This is a genomic window from Pseudomonas sp. P108 (genome assembly GCF_032613195.1).
Lineage (GTDB): Bacteria > Pseudomonadota > Gammaproteobacteria > Pseudomonadales > Pseudomonadaceae > Aquipseudomonas.
In genome coordinates this window covers 1,744,075-1,767,523 of record NZ_CP126691.1, presented here as the reverse complement: position 1 = coordinate 1,767,523, position 23,449 = coordinate 1,744,075, and the positions used below count along the sequence as shown (strand labels likewise).

14 protein-coding genes are annotated in these 23,449 nt (G+C 60.9%); 9 read left to right on the top strand and 5 right to left on the bottom strand.

Features of this window, described 5'->3' with window-relative positions:
• Positions 1 to 331: 331 nt before the first annotated feature.
• On the bottom strand, positions 332 to 8,947 hold the full coding sequence (locus tag QOM10_RS07755) for a retention module-containing protein (protein WP_316917827.1): 8,616 nt from the start codon (positions 8,945 to 8,947) through the stop codon (positions 332 to 334).
• Between the two features lie 532 nt (positions 8,948 to 9,479).
• On the opposite strand from QOM10_RS07755, the gene QOM10_RS07750 reads away from it, so the two are divergent.
• The 3 genes from QOM10_RS07750 (at position 9,480) to QOM10_RS07740 (ending at position 14,527) form a co-directional block, all read left to right on the top strand.
• Positions 9,480 to 10,838, top strand: coding sequence for a TolC family outer membrane protein (locus QOM10_RS07750; protein WP_064388304.1), 1,359 nt, complete (start codon positions 9,480 to 9,482; stop codon positions 10,836 to 10,838).
• A 157-nt stretch (positions 10,839 to 10,995) separates the two neighbouring features.
• Positions 10,996 to 13,155, top strand: a complete 2,160-nt coding sequence (locus QOM10_RS07745; RefSeq protein WP_127926262.1) for a type I secretion system permease/ATPase — start codon at positions 10,996 to 10,998, stop codon at positions 13,153 to 13,155.
• 10 nt (positions 13,156 to 13,165) lie between these two features.
• Positions 13,166 to 14,527: an HlyD family type I secretion periplasmic adaptor subunit gene (locus QOM10_RS07740; RefSeq protein WP_150773789.1), complete on the top strand. Its 1,362-nt coding sequence runs from the start codon at positions 13,166 to 13,168 to the stop codon at positions 14,525 to 14,527.
• Positions 14,528 to 14,641: 114 nt separating this feature from the next.
• Here the strand turns inward: QOM10_RS07740 and QOM10_RS07735 are convergent, their stop codons facing one another.
• Positions 14,642 to 15,238, bottom strand: a complete 597-nt coding sequence (locus QOM10_RS07735) for a tRNA-uridine aminocarboxypropyltransferase (RefSeq protein ID WP_127926260.1) — start codon at positions 15,236 to 15,238, stop codon at positions 14,642 to 14,644.
• A gap of 18 nt (positions 15,239 to 15,256) precedes the next feature.
• The gene (locus QOM10_RS07730) at positions 15,257 to 16,150 is read right to left on the bottom strand and encodes a LysR family transcriptional regulator (protein WP_007956593.1); all 894 of its coding nucleotides are present in this window, start codon (positions 16,148 to 16,150) and stop codon (positions 15,257 to 15,259) included.
• 395 nt (positions 16,151 to 16,545) lie between these two features.
• On the opposite strand from QOM10_RS07730, the gene speB reads away from it, so the two are divergent.
• The 6 genes from speB to QOM10_RS07700 all read left to right on the top strand — a co-directional run bounded on the left by speB (position 16,546) and on the right by QOM10_RS07700 (position 22,123).
• The gene (speB, locus tag QOM10_RS07725) at positions 16,546 to 17,496 is read left to right on the top strand and encodes an agmatinase (protein WP_003222717.1); all 951 of its coding nucleotides are present in this window, start codon (positions 16,546 to 16,548) and stop codon (positions 17,494 to 17,496) included.
• Between the two features lie 10 nt (positions 17,497 to 17,506).
• Positions 17,507 to 17,929, top strand: coding sequence for a YybH family protein (locus QOM10_RS07720; protein WP_123376289.1), 423 nt, complete (start codon positions 17,507 to 17,509; stop codon positions 17,927 to 17,929).
• 56 nt (positions 17,930 to 17,985) lie between these two features.
• Positions 17,986 to 19,488 (top strand): cytosine permease, encoded by a 1,503-nt coding sequence (locus QOM10_RS07715; protein WP_316917826.1) that lies wholly within the window; start codon positions 17,986 to 17,988, stop codon positions 19,486 to 19,488.
• Between the two features lie 153 nt (positions 19,489 to 19,641).
• Positions 19,642 to 21,021, top strand: a complete 1,380-nt coding sequence (locus QOM10_RS07710) for a sodium:solute symporter (protein ID WP_316917825.1) — start codon at positions 19,642 to 19,644, stop codon at positions 21,019 to 21,021.
• A gap of 85 nt (positions 21,022 to 21,106) precedes the next feature.
• The gene (locus QOM10_RS07705) at positions 21,107 to 21,832 is read left to right on the top strand and encodes an MBL fold metallo-hydrolase (RefSeq protein ID WP_316917824.1); all 726 of its coding nucleotides are present in this window, start codon (positions 21,107 to 21,109) and stop codon (positions 21,830 to 21,832) included.
• A gap of 42 nt (positions 21,833 to 21,874) precedes the next feature.
• Complete coding sequence (locus tag QOM10_RS07700; protein ID WP_034153223.1) at positions 21,875 to 22,123, top strand: phosphopantetheine-containing protein; 249 nt, start codon at positions 21,875 to 21,877, stop codon at positions 22,121 to 22,123.
• A gap of 105 nt (positions 22,124 to 22,228) precedes the next feature.
• Here QOM10_RS07700 and QOM10_RS07695 read toward each other — a convergent pair whose 3' ends face one another.
• Both QOM10_RS07695 and ptrR read right to left on the bottom strand, forming a co-directional pair.
• Positions 22,229 to 22,357: a PA1414 family protein gene (locus QOM10_RS07695; protein ID WP_007914492.1), complete on the bottom strand. Its 129-nt coding sequence runs from the start codon at positions 22,355 to 22,357 to the stop codon at positions 22,229 to 22,231.
• Between the two features lie 142 nt (positions 22,358 to 22,499).
• Positions 22,500 to 23,393: a putrescine utilization regulator PtrR gene (ptrR, locus tag QOM10_RS07690; RefSeq protein ID WP_316917823.1), complete on the bottom strand. Its 894-nt coding sequence runs from the start codon at positions 23,391 to 23,393 to the stop codon at positions 22,500 to 22,502.
• Positions 23,394 to 23,449 lie beyond the last annotated feature (56 nt).

Here is a 23,449-nt window from a genome sequence, read left to right as displayed (position 1 = left end):
TTCGTCGGAATCAATGCTCGTACGCAGGGGGCTTAATCATGTGCGCTTATCAGAAACGTGCAGGCAAAAAATCGAGCTACACGACCTCGCGTCATCGCCTACAGCTACGCCAGAATCCGCCGGGTTGATACAGGTGTGATCAACCGCTGAGTTATTCGGAGTCAGATCCGGCGCTTTCGCGAGCAGGCTCGCTCCCACAGTTAACCGCGCTCCAATGTGGGAGCGAGCCTGCTCGCGAAGACTGACGGAAGAACAACGCCCTGCCTTCAGGCAGAAAAAACCCGCCGCCCCGGTTGAACGGGACGGCGGGTTTTGTCGTTTCAGGCGTCGCTTACACCGTGTCCACCTTCAACGAATGATCATTCAGCATGCCGCTGATGATCGTCGCCGTGTCATGCCCACCAGCCACTACCCCGCCCGCCCCCGGCGTCACGCCGTAATGGCTGGCGAGGTTGACGCCAGCCAGGTCGATGGTCTGGTTCGGTGTGGCGCCGGCCATGGCGCTGACGTCGATGCTGGTGAGGACCGAGGCGCCGCTGCCGCTGACGGTGAAGTGCAGGTAGTCATCCAGCGAGGCGGTGGTGCCGTTTTCTCCTTGCAGCAGTTGCGACAGGTCGAGCTTGTCGGTGCCGGGGGTGAAATCGGTGATCAGGTCATGGCCACTGTTGCCCTTGAGCCACTGGAAGGTGTCGGCCCCTGCGCCACCGGTCAGGGTGTTGTTGCCCATGCCGCCAATCAGCAGGTCGTCACCGCCGCCACCGTTGAGGATGTCGTTACCGAGGCCACCGTTGATCACGTTGTTATTGTTATCGCCGGTGAGGGTGTCGTTGAAGTTCGAGCCGACGAGGTTTTCGATGCCGGTCAGGGTGTCAGTGCCGGCGCCGAGGGTGTTTTGCGCACCGAGCAGGCCGAGGTTGACGGTGACGGCAGCCGTGGCGTGGGCGTAGCTGGCGGTGTCGCTGCCAGTACCGCCGTCGAGCAAATCGTTGCCCGGGCCGCTGTAGAGCAAGTCGTTACCGGCGCCGCCGTGCAGCTCGTTGTTGCCGGAGCCTGCGGTGAGCACATCGTTGCCGTCGCCGGCGTTGATGATGTTGTCGCCGCTGCCGGCCACCAGCACGTCATCCCCCGAGGTACCGGTGAGGGTGTGGCCGTCCTGATAGCTGATGCTGACGTTGGCCGTGTCGCTGCCGCCATGGTTGTCGTTGGCGGTGTAGCTGCCGTGGAAGTCCGGGGTGATGTCATGCGCCCCGGCGTAATTGAGGGTCATGGTCAGCTGGTAGTTTTCCGCCGCGTTGGGGTTACCGCCGCCGCTGGGATTGGCGATGTTGGTGATGTGGATCTGATAGACGCCATCGGCCGACGCGGTGAGGGTTTGCCCGTCCGCCAGGGTTGTGTAGGCGCCACCGTTGATCGAGTACTCCATGCTGACGTGACCGGCCGCCAGGTTGTGATCGAGGTTGAGGGTTTCGCCCTGGCGCAGGTTGACGGTGATGCGGTCTTCATCGTTGGCGTTGCTGTTGGTCACTGCGCCTAGATAGCCGCTGACCACCAGCACGGCAGTCATGGTCGCGGCGTTGGCACTGAACGAATTACGCACGTTGGCCAGGTTCTGGTTGGCGGCGGTGTTGACGTTGGTGCCGGTGAAGTTGATCGCACCGGTGCCGGTGAAGTCCGCCGCTTTCGAGATCCAGCCGGTGTTGAAACTGGTGGGCGTGGCGTTGAGCGTATCGCCGTTCGGATCGGTGTCATTGGCCAGCAGCAGTTCGCCCGGCACGACGATATTGCCCGAGAGCACGTTGGTGATGACGTGGTCGTCCACGGCCACCGGCGGCGCGTTGGGGATCACTTTCACGGTCAGCGTCGAACTGGCAAGGTCGCCGTCGTTGTCGCTGACGGTAAAGCCGATGTTCTCGGTGATCACCACAGCGGTGGTTTTCTGTGAGGTGTAGGTGTAGTCGCCGCTGTCGAGGTTGATCAGTAATGTGCCGCCATTATTGGTGGCGATGCTCAACGTGTTGTTGGCGGTGTTGAAGGTGCCGTGATTGGTGCCGCCGCTTGGCGTCAACGAGCCTTGGCCACTGAGGGCTTTGGGGTCGTAGGTGTAGGTGGTGCCGTCGACCACGATGGACTTGATAAAACCGCCATCAGCGCCGAAGGTGCCGCCCTCGCCCAGCAACGAACCAGTGACCGGCGCGCCCTGCACAGTGCCCGACAGCACCGAGTTGAGTTGATTGAGATCGGTGACCACCACCGCGTTGGTGTTGGTGTGGCTGATGCCGTCATAGGCCAGCGGGTCGAGGTTGGCGTTGCTCACGCCGCTGCCGAGGCCAATCGCGTAGTTCTTGATGTTGTTGGCATCGAGGAAGTTTTTCAGCGCGGCTTCGTCAGCAGCGTTGATGTCACCTTCGTTGGGTTTGCCGTCCGAGAAGAAGTAACCGACGTTCTGCGCCCCGGTGAGTTTGCCCGAGGTGTTGAACGCGGTTTGCATCACCGCCACTGCGGCGTCGTAGTTGGTGCCACCGCCGGCGGTGAGTCCGGCGAGAATGGTTTTCGCGGTCGCGACATCGACCCACACCGAGGTTCGGTCAGTGGCGTTGCTGCTGAAGGTGACGAGCTGGACTTTGACATCGCCGAGGTCGTCGTACTTGTCGAGCAAGGCACTGATTGCCTGCTTGGCCAGCGCCAGTCGCGACAGGCCCGGTACGCCGGAGGCGTCGGCCATACTGCCGGAGATGTCGAGGACGATAAGGATGTTGGAGTCGATCTCAACCGCCGCCACCGAACGATCCGACGCAACGGCTTTTGGCACGTCGTCGACGATATTGACCACGAGAGTGCTGGTGGTGCTGTTGCCCAGCGCGTCAGTGGCTTGGTAAGTGAAGCTTTCGCTCAGCGTGTTCGCCCCGTCGTTGGCGCCCGGCGAGGTTTTCGGCGCCGAGGTCAGCGTGTAGGTGTAGGTACCGTCGGCGTTGAGCTGGATCTGCCCGTAGGTGCCGGTGGCGCTGCCGACCAAGGTGTAGGTAATCGCGCCGCTGCCGCCGGTGACGGCGCCGACCAGTGTGCCGGTCGCGGTTTCGCCAGTGTTGCTCGGGTCGCTGCCGGTGACCGTACCGGGAGCCAGATCCGCTCCGTCCTTGCTCAGGTCGAGGGCTTTTTCGTAGACCGTCACGTCTTGATCGACCGAGGCCACCAGCTTGCTGTCAGCAACGTTGATGGTGATGGTCGTGGTGCTTTCATCGCCGTCGCTGTCACGGATGGTGTAGGTGAAGGTGTCGGTGGCGCCCGGTGGGCTCACCGAGTTCGGGTTGCTGTGGTAAACGGCGTTGCCGGCCGCGTCGAGGGTCAGGTAACCGAAGTTGCCATTGATGTTGCTGTTGAGGCCGCCGACGGCCGAGGTGCCGGTGTTGCTGCCGGCACGCACACCGACCACCGTCGCTGCACCATCGGCACCGCTGATGTCATTGCCCAGCACGCTGACGTTGACCGTACCGCCCTCGGCCACCGAGCCGGTGTCGGGTTTGGCAGTCGGCAGGTCATCGACGATGTTGACGTTGATCTGGCCGTTGGCGGTGCTGCCATCGGTGTCCGTCGCCACGACGTTGAAGTTCTCGGTGAGGCTGTTGGCACCGTTGGCGTTCGGGTGGGTTTCGTTGTCGACCAGGGTGTAGCTGTAACTGACGACACCGGTCGCCGGGTTGTAACCGGTGACGGTGAAGGTGCTGCCCAGCGGCGAGACGACGGATTGCGGGAAGCCTGCGGCAACACCGTTGGTGACCACGGCGATGCCGCCCACAGTAAGGGTTTGCAGGCCATCGAGCGCATTGACGGTGAAGGTGCCGCTCTGGGTCAGCGCCGGGGTGTTGGGGCTGGTGCCATCGCTGAGGTTTTTCTCGTAGACGGTGAGTTCGCCACCATTGACGTCGAGGCCGTTAAGCACCACCGGGTCGTCGTTGTTGTGGATGTTCAGCACCAGGTTGGCAGTGCTGGTGTCGCCGTCGGCATCGGTCAGGGTGTAGCTGAACGTCTCGGTGCCGTTGCCGCCGCCGTGCAGGTTTTTGAAGTCGGCATCGTTGGGGTTCAGCGTGTAGGTGTAAGTACCGTTAGCGTTGAGCACCAGCGTGCCGTAAGTACCGGTGAAGGTGCCGGCGGTGATCGGCCCGGCATTCGGTCCGCTTGCGACCACGTCGGCGCCTTGCACATCGTTGGTCAGCACATTGCCAGTCAGGGTCAGTTGCGTTTCCGAGGCGCTGTTGGCGTTGTTGTCGTGCACAGCTTTTGGCACGTCATCGACGATGCTGACGACGATGGTGCTGGTGACGATGTTGCCCAGTGAATCGGTGGCTTGATAGGTGAAGGTTTCGCTCAGGCTGTTGGCGCCGTCGTCGGCATGCGGCGTGGTGCTCGCCGGCGAGGTCAGCGTGTAGGTATATGTGCCGTTGGGGTTGAGGGCTATTTGCCCATAGTTGCCGGTGGCGCTGCCGACCAGCGCATAGCTGATCGCGCCGACCGCACCAGCGACCGAGCCGACCAGGGTGCCGGACGCGGTTTCGCCGGTGCTGGTCGGATCGCTGCCAGTGACTGTACCGGGAGCCAGATCCGCGCCGTCCTTGGTCAGGTCCAGCGCTTTCTCGTAGACGGTGACGTCGGTGTCGCTGGTCGCGCACAGCTTGCTGTTGTAGACATCAATGGTGATGGTGGTGGTGCTTTCATCACCGTCGGAATCGCGCACGGTGTAGGTGAACACATCCACTGCGCCCGGGCCGTTCACGACGTTGGGATTGCTGTGATAGACCGCGTTGCCGTTGGCGTCCAGGGTCAGGTAGCCGTAGGTGCCGTTGATGTTGCTGCTGAGGCCGCCGATGGCCGAGGTTGAGGTATCGGAGCCGGCGCGCACGCCGACCACGGCACCGGTCACAGCCGGGCCGTCGGCGCCACCGATGTCATTGTTCAGGACATTGCCACTGACCGTGCCGCCCTCTGCCACCGAAGCAGAATCAGGATGAGCGCTCGGCAAATCATCGACGATGTTGACGTTGATCTGGCCGTTGGCGGTGCTGCCATCGGTGTCGGTCGCGACGACGTTGAAGTTCTCGGTGATGCTGTTGGCGCCGTTGGCGTTTGGATGGGTTTCGTTGTCGACCAGGGTGTAGCTGTAACTCACCACACCGGTAGCGGGGTTGTAACCGGTGATGGTCAACGTGCTGCCGAGCGGCGTGACGATCGATTGCGGGAAGCCTGCGGCCACGCCACCGGTGACCACGTTGATGCCACCCACGGTCAGGGTTTGCAGACCATCGAGGGCGCTGACGGTGAAGGTGCCGCTCTGGGTCAGCGCCGGGGTGTTGGGGCTGGTGCCGTCGCTGAGGTTTTTCTCATAGACGGTGAGTTCGCCACCGTTGACGTCGAGGCCATTGAGGATCACCGGATCGTCGTTGTTGTGGATCTGCAGAACCAGATTCGCCGTGCTGGTATCGCCATCGGAATCGGTGATGGTGTAGGCGAAGGTTTCCGTGCCGTTGCCGCCGCCGTGGAGGTTTTTGAAGTCGGCGTCGTTGGTGTTCAGGGTGTAGGTGTAAGTGCCGTTGGCATTCAGCACCAAGGTGCCGTAAGTCCCGGTGAAAGTGCCAGGGGTTACCGGACCGGTTGGCACGCGATCAGCACCTTGCACGTCATTGGTCAGGACATTGCCAGTCAGGGTCAGCAAGGTTTCCGATGCGGTGCCGGCGTTGCTGTCATCCACGGCTTTTGGCAGGTCATCGACGATGTTCACATCAAGGGGGGCATTGGCGGTGGTGCCGTTGTCATCGACCACGGTGACGGCGAATTGCTCAGGCAGGTTGTTCGCGCCATTGGCGGTTGGATGCGCTTCGTTGTCGACCAGGGTGTAGCTGTAGCTGACCACGCCGGTGGTCGCATTGAAACCAGTGATGGTCAGCGTACTGCCGAGCGGCGTGACGATCGATTGCGGGAAACCTGCGGCTACACCGTTGGTGACCACGGCGATGCCGCCGACAGTCAGCGTGGTGACACCGTCGAGTGCAGTGATGGTGAACGTGCCGTTTTGGGTCAACGCGGTGGCGTCCGGTGTGCTGCCGTCCGTGAGATTTTTCTCGTAAACGGTGAGTTCGCCGCCATTGACGTCGAGGCCGTTGATGATCACCGGATCGTCGTTGTTGTGGATCTGCAGGACGAGGTTGGCGGTGCTGGTATCGCCGTCGGAATCGGTGATGGTGTAGGTGAAGGTTTCCGAACCGTTGCCGCCACCGTGGAGGTTTTTGAAGTCGGCATCGCTGGTGTTCAAGAAGTAGGTGTAAGTGCCATTGGCGCTGAGCACCAAGGTGCCGTATGTGCCAGTGAAAGTGCCCGGGGTTACCGGGCCGCTCGGTACGCGATCCGCACCTTGCACGTCATTGGTCAGGACATTGCCGGTCAGCGTCAGCAGGGTCTCCGATGCGGTGCCGGCGTTGCTGTCATCCACAGCTTTTGGCAGGTCATCGACGATGTTCACATCGAGAGTGGCATTGGCGGTGGTGCCGTTGTCATCGACCACGGTAACGGCGAACTGCTCTGGCAGATTGTTCGCGCCGTTGGCCGTCGGGTGCGTTTCGTTGTCGACCAGCGTGTAGCTATAGCTGACCACGCCGGTGGTCGCATTGAAACCGGTAATGGTCAGCGTACTGCCCAGCGGCGTGGTGACCGATTGTGGAAACCCTGCGGCCACGCCATTGGTGACGACAGCGATGCCGCCGACCGTCAGGGTTGTGACGCCATCGAGTGCGGTGATGGTGAACGTACCGCTTTGGGTCAACGCGGTGGAATCCGGCGCACTGCCGTCGCTGAGGTTTTTTTCGTTGACGGTGAGTTCGCCGCCATTCACGTCGAGGCCGTTGATGATTACCGGATCGTCGTTGTTGTGGATCTGCAGGACGAGGTTGCCAGTGCTGGTATCACCGTCGGAATCGGTGATGGTGTAGGCGAAGGTTTCCGTGCCGTTGCCACCGCCGTGCAGGTTTTTGAAGTCGGCGTCGTTGGTGTTCAAAGTGTAGGTGTACGTGCCGTTGGCGTTGAGGACCAGCGTGCCGTAAGTCCCGGTGAATGTGCCGGCGGTGATCGGCCCGGCACTTTCATTGGTCACCACGCGGTCGGCGCCCTGCACGTCGTTGGTCAGCACGTTGCCGGTCAGTGTCAGTTGCGTTTCAGACGCCGTGCCATTGCTGTCATCAAAGGCTTTGGGTACGTCGTCGGTGATGTTCACGTCGAGCGTGCCGTTGGCAGTGGTGCCGTTGTCATCGACCACGGTGACGGCAAACTGCTCAGGCAGGTTATTCGCGCCGTTGGCGGTTGGATGCGCTTCGTTGTCGACCAGGGTGTAGCTGTAACTAACCACACCGGTGGTTGCGTTGAAACCGGTGATGGTCAGCGTGCTGCCGAGCGGTGTAGTAATCGATTGCGGGAAACCTGCGGCCACGCCGTTGGTGACGACGGCGATGCCACCGACAGTGAGCGTCGTTACACCATCGAGTGCAGTGATGGTGAACGTGCCGCTTTGAGTCAGCGCGGTGGCATCCGGTGCGCTGCCGTCGCTGAGGTTTTTCTCGTAGACCGTCAACTCCCCGCCTTCGACGTTCAGGCCATTGATGACCACTGGATCGTCGTTGTTGTGGATCTGCAGGACGAGGTTGGCGGAGCTGGTATCACCGTCCGAGTCGGTGATGGTGTAGGCGAAGGTTTCCGTGCCATTGCCGCCACCGTGCAGGTTTTTGAAGTCCGCGTCGCTGGTGTTCAGCGTGTAGGTGTACGTGCCGTCGGCATTCAGCACCAAGGTGCCGTAAGTGCCGGTGAAAGTGCCCGGGGTTACCGGACCGGTTGGCACGCGATCAGCACCTTGCACGTCATTGGTCAACACGTTGCCAGTCAGTGTCAGTTGCGTTTCAGATGCCGTGCCATTGCTGTCATCAAAGGCTTTTGGCACGTCGTCGGTGATGTTGACGTCGAGCGTGCCGGTCGCGGTGTCGCCATTGCTGTCGCCGGCAATCACCGTGAATTGTTCGCTGAGATTGTTCACGCCGTCGCCGGCCGCATGAGTTTCGTTGCCGTTGAGGGTGTAGCTGTAGCTGACAACGCCAGTCGCCGGGTTGTAGCCGGTGATGGTCAGGGTGTTGCCCAGTTGCGAGGTGATCGATTGCGGGAAGCCGATCGGCACACCGCCAACGATAACGTTGATGCCGCCGATGCTCAGGCTGGTCAGACCATCCGGCGCCAACACCGTGAAGCTGCCGCTTTGCGTCAGTGCACCCGGGTTGGCCGACGAACCGTCAGGCAGATTGGCTTCACTGAGGTTCAGTTCGCCGCCCGCCACATTCAGGCCGGTGAGGGTCACCGGATTGTTCACCGGTGGCGGCACCACCACAGCCGGGGTGTCATCGCCGTTGTCGATCACCGCGTTGTGGCGTTCTTCAGGGAATTCGGGAATACCGCCGAACCCGGCGGTGGGGAAACCGATGATCGGGTCGACCCGTCCGCCCACTTCGGTCAGCAGAACAAAACTGTGGCCGCCGCCCGCCTCTCCCGGTGCGCCGCCCGGGGCATTCGGACCGGCCGCGGTGGCTTCAGCGGTTTTGCTCGGGTCGTCCCCGGCGGCGATGGCTTTCTGGATCTGCTCGACGTCGGTCAATTGCGCGTCGCTCGGGGTCACGGCCTCAGCGGCATTGACATGCGCCGCCTGACCCGCCAGCAGTTCACCGGTCATGGTCATGCTGCTGCCGCGTCCGAGGGTCAGTTCCTGGCCGTTTTGCAGGTGAACGGCGACGGCGCCTTCTGCGCCGGTGATCAGTTGATCGCCGGCAAACAGGCGATCCCCCTCAACCAGTGCGCGTTTGGTACCGTCGGCTGACTGGGCGAAAACCTGGCCAATGACTTTAGTGACTGTGCCGATGAGCGTTGCCATGTGAAATCCTCCGCTGCCGACCACCGTCGGCACTGGTAAGCGAAGCAGCCCATGGCTCAACCGGGTTGTTGGAGGCGACGCTCGCACCTTCAACAGTTCGTTTCGCAGGTGGCTTCTTTCGGAAACATCAGTGCTATCAAGCACTTCCGCATCCCGATCAAAGCAATACGCCCACTAACGCTACGTAACGCTGATGAATCACCCGAGTGACAAAAATCTGTCACCCCTCAGCCGCTACGCGTCCCTCCCCTTCAGCAGTACTTCGCCGTATGTCGCAAAGTGAGTGGAACTTTCCTCAAGCCTTTTTGCGCTCCCTAAAGCGCATAAAACAAAGGCTTTCGTGCTGAACAATGTGCCGCTTTTTACAAAGCGCATAAGTTTTTTTCGGCATAAGCCTTATGAAAATTTTTTCTTAGCTACGCTTCAGGATGTTCTTAGCTCTGTTGTTACAAGAGTGAAACGCTTAGACCTATAAATATCGTCAAATATTTGGCGACAGTAACACACCATCAGGACTCAGGGAGATGCACCCATGCGCGTTCTAACCCCCCTCTGCAGCGCGGTTTTGCTGGCCATGGCTTGCACTTCTCAAGCCCAGGCCATGAACCTTACCGAGGCTATTCAAAGCACCATCGCCACTCACCCGGAACTGGCCTCGCGCGTGGACGCCCGCCTGTCGGCTGATGAACAAGTCAAAGTGGCCAAGGGCGGCTTCTATCCGTCCGTCGATTTGAACGCCGCGTATGGTCGTGGCTACAGCGACAACACCAATACCCGAGCCTTCGGTAATCACCACACCGAAATCCTCAATTACACCCAGTCCGAGCTGCGTCTGCGGCAAATGCTGTTCGACGGTTTCAACACCGCCAACGAAGTCGAGCGCACCAAGGGCGTGTCCAATTCGCGCGCGTATTACGCGCAAGGCACCGCCCAGGATCTCGCCCTGCGTACCATCGAGGTCTACCTCGAAGTGCTCAAACGTCGCGAGCTGGTGACTCTGGCCAAGAACAACCTGCAGGCGCACTTGCGCGTCAACGACCAGATCGGCCTGCGCACCGAGCGCGGCGTCGGCAGTACCGCTGACTCCGACCAATCGGTAGCCCGTAAGGCCTTGGCGCAAAACAACCTCGACACCGCCGAAGTCGATCTGGCCGACGCCGAATCGAACTTCTACAGCGTGGTCGGACGCATGCCCGATGAGCTGGAAACCCCGGCCTCGACCCGTGGCGAGTTGCCGACCAGCCTGCCGGAAGCGCAGCAGAGCATGGTCGAGAACAACCCGTATCTGAAATCGGCGCAGGCTGACGTGCAATCGGCCGAGAGCCAGTACGAAGTCGCCAAGTCGCCGTTCTACCCGCGCTTCGATGCTGAAGCGGCCGTCGGCGCGAACAACAACGTGCAGGGCGATGAAGGCCACGACAACGAATGGCGTGTGGGTGTGGTGATGAACTACAACCTGTTCCGGGGTGGTAGCGACAAGGCGCGACTGGCCTCCGATGCGCACCAGATCAACCAGGCGATGGACATCCGCAACAACGCCCTGCGTCAGTTGAACGAGAACATTCATTTGGCCTGGAATGCCATGGTCAACGCGAAGAAGCAGACTCCGACCGCCCGCGAATACGCCGAAACCACCAAACGCGTGCGCGCCGCGTATCAGGATCAGTTCGGCCTCGGCCAACGCACCCTGCTCGACTTGCTCGACAGTGAAAACGAGCTGTACAACGCCAACCGTCGTTACACCGAAATCCGCTACACCGAGGAATATTCGATGTACCGCGTACTGGCAAACATGGGCCAGTTGCTGAGCAAACAACGGGTAGTGCTGCCGGCCGATGCGATCGCTGCTACCGAAGTGAAAAACGAAGCACGCCTGCCCGAACTGAAATAAGTCCCCTGTTGATCGTTCCCACGCTCTGCGTGGGAATGCCTCAATGGACGCTCTGCGTCTGCTTTGGGACGCGGAGCGTCCCGGGCTGCATTCCCAAGCGGAGCGTGGGAACGATCAATGTGTGGATTCCCGTGCCCGTTCAACAGAGGCGATCAATATGACCAGCATGGAACCCGGCCATACCGGGATCGATCCGCGGCTGAGCTTCGATGATCCGTTACTCGACGGTCTGTTGATCCTCTGCAAACTGCATGGCGCGACGGTCAGTCGCGCCAGCCTGAGTGCCGGGCTGCCCCTGAACAAACAGCGCCTGAGCCTCGACCTGCTGCCGCGCGCAGCCGCTCGGGCCGGGTTGCAGGCGCGTATTCTGCGTCGCGAACTGAAAGACATCTCACCGCTGAACCTGCCGATTCTGCTGCTGCTCAACGACGGTCGCACTGCTGTTTTGCGGCGTTTCGGCGACGACGGCAAAGCGCTGATCCTGCCCAGCGAAGCCGATGGCGGCGAGCAATGGATCAGCCGCGACGAACTCACTGAACACTACAGCGGCCAGGCCTTGTTCGCTCGGCCGCGCCACGAACTCGAAGACCTGCGTTCACCGCTGGTGCCGCGCGTCCATGCCTGGTTTCGTGACACGTTGAAACTGTCGAAATGGCTGTACAGCGATGCGATTCTCGCCAGTTTCCTGATCAACCTGTTAGGCCTGATGGTGCCTCTGTTTGTCATGCAGACCTACGACCGCGTGGTGCCGAATCAGGCCACCTCGACCTTGTGGGTGCTGTCGATCGGGTTGTTGATCGGCACCGGGTTTGAACTGGTGTTGCGGGTGGTGCGTGCACACTTGCTCGACACTGCCGGCAAGAAAACCGATGTGATCCTTTCCGCCACATTGTTCGAGCGCATTACCGGCATGTCGATGAAGGCCCGGCCGGCGACCATTGGCGGTTTCGCCCAGAGCATTCATGACTTTCAGGGTCTGCGTGAATTTCTCACGGCGGTAACCCTGACCAGCCTGATCGACCTGCCCTTCGTCGTGCTGATGCTGGTGGTGATCGGCCTGCTCGGTGGCTGGCTGGTGGTGATTCCGCTGCTGGCGTTTCCGATCACCATCATCTTCGCGATGATCATTCAGGTGCGCCTGCGTGACACCGTGCAAAAGAGCCTGAGCCTCGGCGCCGAACGTCAGGCCGTGCTGATCGAAACCCTCGGCGGCCTGGAAACCCTCAAGGCCTGCAGCGCCGAAAGCGAGCGCCAGCACAAATGGGAAACCACCCACGGCGCCCTCACCCGCCTCGACAGCCATGCGCGCAATCTGTCGGCGCTGGCCACCAACGGCACGCTGTTCATTCAACAGTTCTCGGGGATGGCGACGATTGTCGCCGGGGTCTACAGCATCATTGCCGGCAACCTCAGCGTCGGTGCGCTGGTCGCCAGTTACATGCTCGGCAGCCGTGTACTCGCGCCGCTGGGGCAGATCGCCGGGCTGATCACCCGCTATCAGCAAGCGCAACTGACCATGAAAAGTACCGATGCGCTGATGGCCCTGCCGCAGGAACGCGACGGCAAACAGCGGCCGCTGGAGCGCACGCAACTGCAAGGTGCGCTGGACGTCAGCGGCGTGACCTTTCATTACAACGGCCAGAATGCGCCGGCGCTGAGCAATGTCAGCTTCAGCCTGAAACCCGGCGAACGGGTCGGCATCATCGGCCGCAGCGGTTCAGGCAAAAGCACGTTGGCACGATTGGTCATGGGTTTCTATGAACCCGAAGAAGGCCAGCTGTTGCTCGACGGCCTCGACCTGCGCCAGCTCGATGTCGCCGACCTGCGCCAGCAGATCGGTTACGTCGCCCACGATCTGCCGCTGCTGGCGGGCAGCCTGCGCGATAACCTGACCCTCGGCGCGCGCTACATCAGCGATTCACGCATGCTCGAAGTCGCCGAACTGACCGGCGTTACCGAACTCGCTCGCCAACATCCGCAAGGCTTCGATCGTCCGGTGGGCGAGCGCGGACAATTGCTTTCCGGCGGCCAACGTCAGGCCGTTTTGCTGGCGCGCTCGCTGTTGCTCGATCCACCGATCATGCTGCTCGACGAACCCACCAGTGCCATGGACAACAGCAGCGAAGACTTGCTGCGGCAGAAGCTGCACGGCTGGGTACAAGGCAAGACGCTGCTGCTGGTCACCCACCGTACCTCGATGCTGAGCCTGGTGGACCGGTTGCTGGTGCTGGACAACGGCCGGGTCGTCGCCGACGGCCCGAAAGAAGCGGTCATCGATGCACTGCGCAAGGGCCGTGTCGGCTCGGCGGCGGTCTAGGAGTTGCCCCATGTCTGCTTCCTCCGATAGCAAAGATCGCGGCTACTTCGACAGTTTCGGCAAAAGCGCCGAAGCCGAATTCATGCCGGAAACCGCCGGCGCTTCATTGCAGGACTCGCCGCGCTGGTCGCGGATCACCGTGTGGCTGGCGGCGGCGCTGCTGATCAGCGCGGTGGTCTGGGCCAAGTTTGCCGTGCTCGAAGAAGTGACCATGGGCGAAGGCAAGGCGATTCCTTCGAGCAAGATTCAGGTGATCCAGAACCTTGAGGGCGGGATCGTCACTGAGATATTCGTCCGCGAAGGGCAAATGGTGAACAAGGGCGACACGCTGCTGCGCCTGGATGACACGCGATTTCGTTCGAACAAGGGCGAAAGCGAGGCGGATCGTTATGCGCTGACGGCGCAGGTCGAACGGTTGTCGGCGGAGGCCGAGGGCCGGCCGTTCAAACTCTCTGATGAGGTCATCGCCAAGGCGCCGCAAGTCGCCGAAGACGAGCGTTCGCTGTACGAACAACGTCAGCGCCGACTGGCCAGCGAGCAGCGCACGTTGAGCGAACAACTGCGGCAGAAGACTCAGGAACTCGCCGAGTTTCGCTCCAAACAAGGTCAGTTCAGCTCGAGTCTGGCGTTGCTGCAGCAAGAGATGAACATGTCCGAACCGCTGGTGAAAACCGGCGCGGTCTCGCCCGTGGAAATCCTCCGTCTGAAACGCAGTGCGGTGGAAATCCGAGGCTCGCTGAACGCCACCACTTTGGCGATTCCCCGCGCCGAATCAGCGATTGCCGAGATCCGCAGCAAGATCGACGAGTCGGAACAGACCTTCCGTTCCGAAGCTGCCAAAGAGCTGAATGAGAAACGCACCGACCTGTCGAAAATCACTGCCACCAGCATCGCCATCGACGACCGCGTCACCCGCACCACCGTGACCTCACCGGTACACGGGGTGATCAAGCAATTGAAGGTCAACACCATCGGCGGCGTGGTTCAGCCAGGCAGCGACATGGTTGAAATCGTACCGCTGGAAGACAACCTGTTGATCGAGGCCAAAGTGCGCCCGCAGGACGTTGCGTTCCTGCATCCGGGCCAGAAAGCCATGGTCAAGTTCAGTGCTTACGACTACACGATTTACGGCGGGTTGAGCGCCAAGCTTGAGTTGATCGGTGCCGACACGATCACCGATGACAAGGGCAACAGCTTTTATCTGATTCAGGTGCGCACCGATAAAAACCACTTGGGCGGGGATGTGAAACCGTTGCTGATTATTCCGGGGATGGTGGCGACGGTGGACATTATTACCGGGGAGAAAAGTGTGCTGGATTACTTGCTGAAACCGGTGCTCAAAGCTCGGACCGAGGCGATGCGCGAACGCTAGCCGATGATCGTTCCCACGCGCAGCAAAGGAATGCCGCCCGGGACGCTCCGCGTCCCTTTGCGACTGTGACGCAGAGCGTCACTGGATGCATTCCCACGCGGAGCGTGGGAACGATCATTTGTCGCCATGGTTACGCTGAAAGGTCTCCTCCCCCATCGCCGCAATCTGCCCCTCGATCAACGCCTCGAACGGCTTGAGCAACGGCTCGAATGACCTCGGCGCTTCCAGCGTCTGCAACGCCTGCACAATTGCCTCAATCGTCGACAACGCCCCTGGCCCCGGTGCCTTGCGCAAGCGATAGCGCGACACGCCACCTTCGGCCAACGTCACCCGTGGCAACGCCGCCAACAGAGGATTGAGGTGCAACATCTTGCGCGCCTTGCGCCAGGTGCCATCCGGAACGACCAGCAACAGTGGTTCATCGGACTCGCCGTAAGCCTGCATCGGTTGCGCATCATCAGCGGGAAACAACAACCGCGCCCGATAGCCCGGACGGTTCAGCAGCGCCGGCAGATCTTCGAATACTTCACCGACAATCAGCTCGGCATTGGTCAGTCCCAACGCTGCCAACCGCGCAGTATTAAGCGCATGATTGACCTCGCTCGGATGCTGCAACAGCAACACTCGCGTGCGGCTGTCGAGACTCGGGATCAGTGGGCACAGGCAATGGGTTTGTGGGCGCAGGCAGCGCGGGCATTGAGGTCTGGACATACTTCTTTTCCCTACAAGCTAAGCCTGATTGAGCTGAGCTTTGAGCAAATCGCGGAAGGTCTGGATCAGCGGCTCGCGGCTGCGGCCCCGGCGCATGATCATCGAAAACGGTGCCTGATAACCGAAGGTCGCCGGTAGCAGCACGCGCAGGTCGCCCTTGTCGGCCCAGGCCTGAGCGTAGTGCTCCGGCAGGTAACCAATATAGGCGCCGGACAGCACCAGAATCAGCTGCGCCTCCATACTTTCCACCGTAGCGGCGCTGTGTTTGAAGCCGTGGCGCGCCAGTTCCGCCTGACTCCAGTAACCGCGCCCGACCATGCGTTGCTGGGTGATGACTTGCTCGGGAATGCGCCGCTCGTTGAACAACGGATGCCGGCTGCTGCAATACAGCCAGTGTTGCTCGCGGTACAACGGCATGTAGACCAGACCGCTCATGCGCGTGGAGAACGCACCGATGGCCAGGTCGAGGCGGTTGTCCTGCACGCCGAGTTGCAATTCGTAGGGGCTCATCACCGACAAATGCAGATGCACCGCCGGGTGTTCCTGGCTGTAGGCGCCGATGGCTTCGGCGAACGGCAAGGCCTTGTCGCTGACGGTGGAGTCGATCACCCCAAGGTTCAGCGTGCCGCGCAGTTCGCCCTTGAGCGCGGCGGCGTATTGCTCGAAGCCTTCGAGCTCGGCGAGCAGGCGCAGGGTTTCCTGATGGAACAGTTCACCCTTGCTGGTCAGGCTGAACCCGCCGCGCCCGCGATGGCACAACACCAGGCCGAGCGCGGCTTCGAGCTGGCTCATGTAGGTGCTGATCGCCGAGGTCGACAGGTTGAGTTCCTGCTGGGCGTTGGCGAAGCCCTGATGACGGACGACGCTGACGAAGATGCGTAACAGTTTCAGGTCGGGTAAAGCGTTGGCCATGTCTACTCCGGGCTTTGCAACTGTGTGTCTGTGGGAAAAGCCCCTCACCCCAGCCCTCTCCCCTAGGGAGAGGGAGCTGATCTCCATGGCTTTCAAATCCTGAGCTCGACTCGATTTTTCAGGTCGATGCAGATTCCGCCAACAACTCGGTCGGCCCCCTCTCCCTCTGGGAGAGGGCTGGGGTGAGGGCAGCAATCCCCAGCCGATCACAATCTTGAACCCGCCAAAGTCTAATCCCAGCCTCGCCATTAGTTTAGAAAAATCTGAACTAAGTTTTTGCCCGTAGCGATTCTTTCCCCCCACTACATTTCGCATCATCGGCCCCACAGCGGCGTCCGAACCTGTGCTCCACGGCGCGCCGACATAAATAAAACAAAGACGATGAGGCCTTACCCGTGGACAAGATTCTTCACCAACCACTGGGCGGCAACGAAATGCCGCGCTTCGGCGGCATCGCCACCATGCTCCGACTCCCCCATGTACCGACCGCTGCCGGCCTGGACGCTGCCTTTGTTGGCGTGCCACTGGACATCGGTACTTCGCTGCGCCCCGGCACCCGTTTCGGGCCACGCGACATCCGCACCGAATCGGTGATGATCCGCCCGTACAACATGGCGACCGGCGCTGCGCCGTTCGACTCACTGTCGGTGGCCGACATCGGTGACGTGGCGATCAACACCTTCAACCTGCTCGACGCCGTGCGCATCATCGAAGAAGCCTACGACAACATCCTCGAGCACAACGTGATCCCGATGACCCTGGGGGGCGACCACACCATCACCCTGCCGATCCTGCGGGCGATTCACAAGAAGCACGGCAAGGTCGGTCTGGTGCACATCGATGCCCACGCGGACGTCAACGATCACATGTTCGGCGAGAAGATCGCCCACGGTACGACCTTCCGTCGCGCTGTCGAAGAAGGTCTGCTGGACTGCGACCGCGTCGTGCAAATCGGTCTGCGCGCGCAGGGTTACACCGCTGACGACTTCAACTGGAGCCGCGATCAGGGCTTCCGCGTCGTACAAGCCGAAGAATGCTGGCACAAGTCGCTGGCACCGCTGATGGCTGAAGTGCGCGAGAAAGTCGGCGGCGGTCCGGTGTACCTGAGCTTCGACATCGACGGCATCGACCCGGCCTGGGCGCCTGGCACCGGCACTCCGGAAATCGGTGGTCTGACGACCATTCAGGCAATTGAAATCGTCCGCGGCTGCCAAGGTCTCGACCTGATCGGTTGCGATCTGGTAGAAGTCTCGCCCGCTTATGACACCACCGGCAACACCTCGCTGCTGGCCGCCAACCTGCTGTACGAAATGCTCTGCGTACTGCCTGGCGTGGTCCATCGCTGAGGGTCGGGTCATGAACGAACGTGATCAGGTTTTGCGAGCGGCCGCCGAACTGGTGGCTGCCTTTGCCCGTAACGATCGCGAAGCTTATTTCGGCGCGTTCAGCGCCGATGCAAGTTTCGTTTTCTACACCCTCGAACAGCCGTTGCTGTCGCGCGATGCCTATCAGGCCTTGTGGGACAGCTGGCGCGCCGAGGATGGCTTCGAGGTGCTTGCGTGCACCTCCAGCAACGCCTTCGTCAGCCTGCAGGGTGACGTGGCGATTTTCATCCATGACGTGGCCACCGAGCTGCGCATGCAAGGGGAGCAACATTTCAGCCAGGAGCGCGAGACGATTGTGTTCAAGAAACACGCGTCAAGCCTAGAACAACAAGGCCATTGGCTGGCCTGTCACGAACATTTGTCCGCAATGCCGGAAGGGCTGCCATCCCCTTAGCCAAACAGGTGACGCCTCACGCACGATGAGGCGCGCCTTTATGATCGGAGCAGATCATGAATAACAACAACAACGACCAAAGCCTTACGCAGATTGAAACCCACGGGGTCGAACAGATCCCGGACCACGAACGCAGCGCAGGCCCGACGGACTTGTTCCGGATGATCTTCGGCGGTTCGAATACCTTTGCCACCGCCGTGCTCGGCAGTTTCCCGGTGCTGTTCGGTCTGTCTTTTCAGGCCGGTGTCTGGGCGATTGTGCTGGGCGTGCTGCTTGGCTCGCTGATCCTCGCGCCGATGGGTCTGTTCGGTCCGCTCAACGGCACCAACAATGCCGTGTCGTCCGGTGCGCACTTCGGCGTGCACGGGCGGATCGTCGGTTCGTTCCTGTCGCTGTTGACCGCTATCGCGTTTTTCTCGCTCTCGGTGTGGAGTTCGGGGGATGCGCTGATCGGGGGTGCGAAACGCCTGATTGGTCTGCCGGAAACCGACCTGACCCTGGGCCTGGCCTACGGTCTGTTCGCGATTCTGGTGCTGACCGTGTGCATCTACGGCTTCCGCTTTTTGCTGTGGGTGAACAAGATCGCGGTGTGGAGCGCCAGCCTGTTGTTCCTGCTGGGCATCTTCGCCTTCGCCGGTCCTTTCGACGCCCATTACGCTGGCACCGTCAGCCTCGGTCAGCCGGGCTTCTGGGCCGCGTTCATCGGCGCCGCGCTGGTGGCGATGAGCAATCCGATTTCCTTCGGCGCGTTCCTCGGCGACTGGTCGCGCTACATCCCGCGTGATACCTCCAAGCAACGGATCATGGCGGCGGTGGTGCTGTCGCAGATCGCCACGTTCATCCCGTTCCTGTTCGGCCTGAGCACCGCGACCATCGTCGCGATCAAGGCGCCGGACTACATCGCGGCGAACAACTATGTCGGTGGTTTGCTGGCAGTGTCGCCGAGCTGGTTCTTCCTGCCGGTGTGCCTGATTGCGGTGATTGGCGGCATGTCCACCGGCACCACCTCGCTGTATGGCACCGGGCTGGACATGTCCAGCGTATTCCCGCGAGTGCTGTCACGCGTGAAAGCGACGCTGCTGATCGGCGTTTTGTCGATTGCCTTCATCTTCATCGGCCGCTTTGCCGCGAACCTGGTGCAGAGCGTGTCGACCTTCGCCGTGCTGATCATCACCTGCACCACCCCGTGGATGGTGATCATGATCATCGGCCTGGTGGTGCGTCGCGGCTTCTACTGCCCGGATGATCTGCAAGTGTTCACCCGTGGCGAACAGGGCGGACGCTACTGGTTCAGCCACGGCTGGAACTGGCGCGGTCTGGGTGCATGGATCCCGAGCGCGGCGGTTGGCCTGTGCTTCGTCAATTTGCCGGGGCAGTTCGTTGGCCCGCTGGGTGAAATGGCCGGCGGCATCGACATCAGTTTGCCGGTGACATTGGGCCTGGCCTCGGTGGTGTACCTGACGCTGCTGAGCCTGTTCCCGGAACCGCGCGAAGTGTTCGGCCCGAAGGATGCCCGCAGCCAAGCCATAGAAAAACCTGAACTGCGTCAGGCCGCCTGACGCAGGTCCCCTGTGGGAGCGAGCCTGCTCGCGAAGACTTCAGCACATTCAACATTCATGTGACTGACAGACCGCCTTCGCGAGCAGGCTCGCTCCCACAGTGAGATTCGAATTCAGCCTCAACATAAAAAAGACAATCGGAGACACGCCATCATGGCTTTGGATTTATTCGTCGTCCTCATCTACGCCGCCGGCATGCTCTTGCTCGGCTACTTCGGCATGCGCAAGGCCAAGACCAACGAGGACTTTCTCGTCGCCGGTCGTAACCTCGGCCCAAGCCTGTACATGGGCACCATGGCCGCAACCGTTCTGGGCGGTGCGTCCACGGTCGGCACCGTGCGTCTGGGCTACGTGCATGGCATTTCCGGTTTCTGGCTGTGCGCGGCTCTCGGTTGCGGCATCGTTGCGCTGAACCTGTTTCTCGCCAAACCGCTGCTGAAACTGAAGATCTACACCGTTACCCAGGTGCTGGAAAAACGCTACAACCCGATGGCCCGCTCGGCCAGCGCGGCAATCATGCTGGCCTACGCGCTGATGATCGGCGTGACCTCGATCCTGGCGATCGGCACCGTCCTGCAAGTGCTGTTTGACCTGCCATTCTGGGTTTCGGTACTCGTCGGTGGTGGCGTGGTGGTGATCTATTCGGCGATCGGCGGCATGTGGTCGCTGACCCTGACCGACATCGTCCAGTTCATCATCAAGACCGTGGGCCTGATGTTCATCCTGCTGCCGATCTGCCTGTACCGCGTCGGCGGTTGGGACGAACTGGTGCTGAAACTGCCGGCGACTGCCTTCAGCTTCACCACCATCGGCTGGGACACGATCATCACCTACTTCATGATCTACTTCTTCGGCATCCTGATCGGTCAGGACATCTGGCAACGGGTGTTCACCGTCAAGACCGCCAAAGTCGCGCAATACGCCGGCAGCATCGCGGGTATCTACTGCATCCTCTACGGCCTGGCTTGCGCGCTGATCGGCATGGCTGCACACGTGCTGATCCCGGATCTGGACAACGTCAACAACGCCTTCGCCGCCATCGTCAAACTGTCGCTGCCGGACGGCATCCGTGGTCTGGTGATCGCGGCTGCACTGGCGGCGATGATGTCCACCGCCAGCGCCGGCCTGCTTGCCGCAGCCACCACCCTGACTGAAGACCTGTTGCCGAAACTGCGTGGCGGCAAACCGTCGAGCCTGGGCATCAACCGTCTGTTCACCTTGCTCACCGGTATTGTCGTGCTGGGTATCGCGCTGGTGGTCAACGACGTGATAAGTGCGCTGACTCTCGCTTACAACCTGTTGGTGGGCGGCATGCTGGTCCCGCTGATGGGTGCGATCTTCTGGAAACGCGCGACCACTGCCGGCGCCATCGCCAGCATGGGCCTGGGTTTTGCCACGGCGCTGCTGTTCATGTTCAAGGACGGTCTGGATGCGAACACGCCGATCTACTACAGCCTGGCTGTGGGTCTGGTGAGTTTCGTGGTGGTCAGCCTGCTCTCCCCTCGCCCGGCGACGGTGGCGAGTGCGATCTAAGCTCTGATGTAACGACTTGATGCTTTCTTCGACGGGTGTGGCGTCGGTTGCCACACCCGTTTTTTTCGTCTGGAGAAAAGTGAATATGAAGATCGTTTCCCGCGATCAGTGGTTTGAAGTACAGAGTTTGAGTGACGGCATTAAGCTGATTCATGAACCGTATATTCGGCCGTTTTACCGCTGCAACTTGTGGCATGTGCGGGGGCGCGACAAAGATTTACTGCTGGACAGCGGTTCAGGTCTGGTGAGCTTGCGTGAGCAGTTGCCGTGGATTACCGAGCGGCCGCTGGTGGCAGTGGCCAGTCATTGCCATTTCGACCATATCGCCGGACACCATGAGTTTGCTGAACGGCTGGTGCACCCGGCCGAGGCAGACATTCTGGCGGCGCCGGATGGCGAAAACGATTTGAGCCGCGCCTTCGTCGGCGACGACATGTTTGAAGCGCATCCGGACTGCCCGTTGTGCTACGCCGAATACCGGGTCAAAGCCGCGCCGGCGACCGGGTTTGTCGAGGACGGCGACGTGCTCGATCTGGGCAATCGCACGCTGCAGGTGCTGCACACGCCGGGGCATTCGCCGGGCGGGATCAGCCTGTACGAGGCGGCGACGCAAACCCTGTTCAGCGGCGACATCATCTACGACGGGCCGCTCATCGAAGACGCCTACCACTCCAATCTTGAGGATTACGCCACCAGTCTGCGGCGTTTGCAGGCGTTGCCGATCCGTACGGTGCATGGCAGCCATTTCGGCAGTTTTTCCGGAGAGCATTTGCGCTCGATGATTGACGAGTGGTTGCGCGGGCACGCCTGAGGCCTGCTTCACTCAAGCAGACAACAATCAGAAATATCTGCCATGAGAAGAGCTGCCGTACGTGCCGCCGTTCACCGATATATCCGGCGTCTGCTGGAAACCCGCGAATTCAACGACAACACCAGCCTGGTGCAGTTGGGACTGGAGAAAGCCGACATCGAGGATTTGATCTTTCATCTGGAAGATGAATTCGGACTGACGGCGTTCACCGCCGAAGAAGACCGCATGCTCAAGACCGCGAAAACCGCGAATGACTTGAGCCGGTTTTTGCTTGAGATAGGCCGTCATTAAAAGCAAAAGATCGCAGCCTTCGGCAGCGCCTACATTAATCCGTGCAGGAGCTGCCGAAGACTGCGATCTCTTGATCTTGAATCCTTTGATCTCGGATCGGGGGCGTTACCGGCGCCGTTGTTGACGGCGGCGCTGCTCGTCATCGGTGCGGATCGGTACAGGTTGCAGAGGCGGTTCGATCAGACCGAGGGCAACACCCAAGTCGTGCAGCCAGTTTTGAATTTTCTCTTTCATCGTCATGCCCCCTTCAGGGTGGTGCTGAGCGGCCGGAATTCTGAGGCCGCTTCGCACTGATAATAGTCCGAAGTCCTACGCAATGCTCGGCCAAATCCGCAATGATCTGTTACTGAATTGAACAGAGTTCGCCGCCATTGGTTCAGGCTGTTTCCCGGGTTTCGATCCGAGCCGCAGGATAGACAGCCTGCTGCACCTCGATCCACGCATTCAGGTTGGCCCCGACCATGCCCTTGCGCCACATGAGCCATGTTGTCGCAGCCGCGAATGGCTCGGCCAACGGATGCACCGCGACGCTATCGCGCCCCGGCAGACTGGCCAGCATCGACTCCGACATCAGCGCCACGCCACTGCCGGCAATCACGCAGGCGAGCATGCCTTGATACGACTCGATCTCCATCGCCCGCCCCATGGTCGCGTGGTAGTGCGAAAACCAGGCTTCCAGACGCATGCGATAGGAGCAGCCCTGGCGAAAGGTAAACACCGAGCGTCCTTCGACATCTCGGGCGCTGCTGACCGGCGGGTGATCGATTTCAGTGATCAGCACCAGCCGCTCTTCGCACAACGGTACGCCGTCGAGCCCGGCCAGTTCCAGCGGTCCATCGACCAACGCGGCATCAAGACGACCGGTGAGCAAACCTTCCAGTAACTCCCCACTGGGCGCCGACTGCACCTGCAGATTCACCGCCGGATACTGCTTGTGATACTGCGCCAGCAGTGCCGGCAGATGGATCGCCGCCGTGCTGTACATGGTGCCCATCACAAAGTCCCCCGCCGGCTGCCCGCCCATCACCGCCGCACTGGCCTGATCGCGCAAGGCGAACAGTTTGCCGGTGTAGTCCAGCAGGACTTTTCCCGCAGGCGACAGTTGCAAACGCTGACGCTCACGAACGAAAAGCTCGACACCCAGTTGCTCTTCGAGCTGTTTAAGCCGGGTCGACAGATTCGACGGCACCCGGTGCAGACGTTCGGCCGCGCGGGTAATCGAACCCTCCTCGGCCACAGCCTGAAAGATCCGCAGTTGGCTGAACTCCACAACCTTTCTCCAGAACAGAACAAGTTACTCACTATTATTCAATTTTAAAGAAAGTC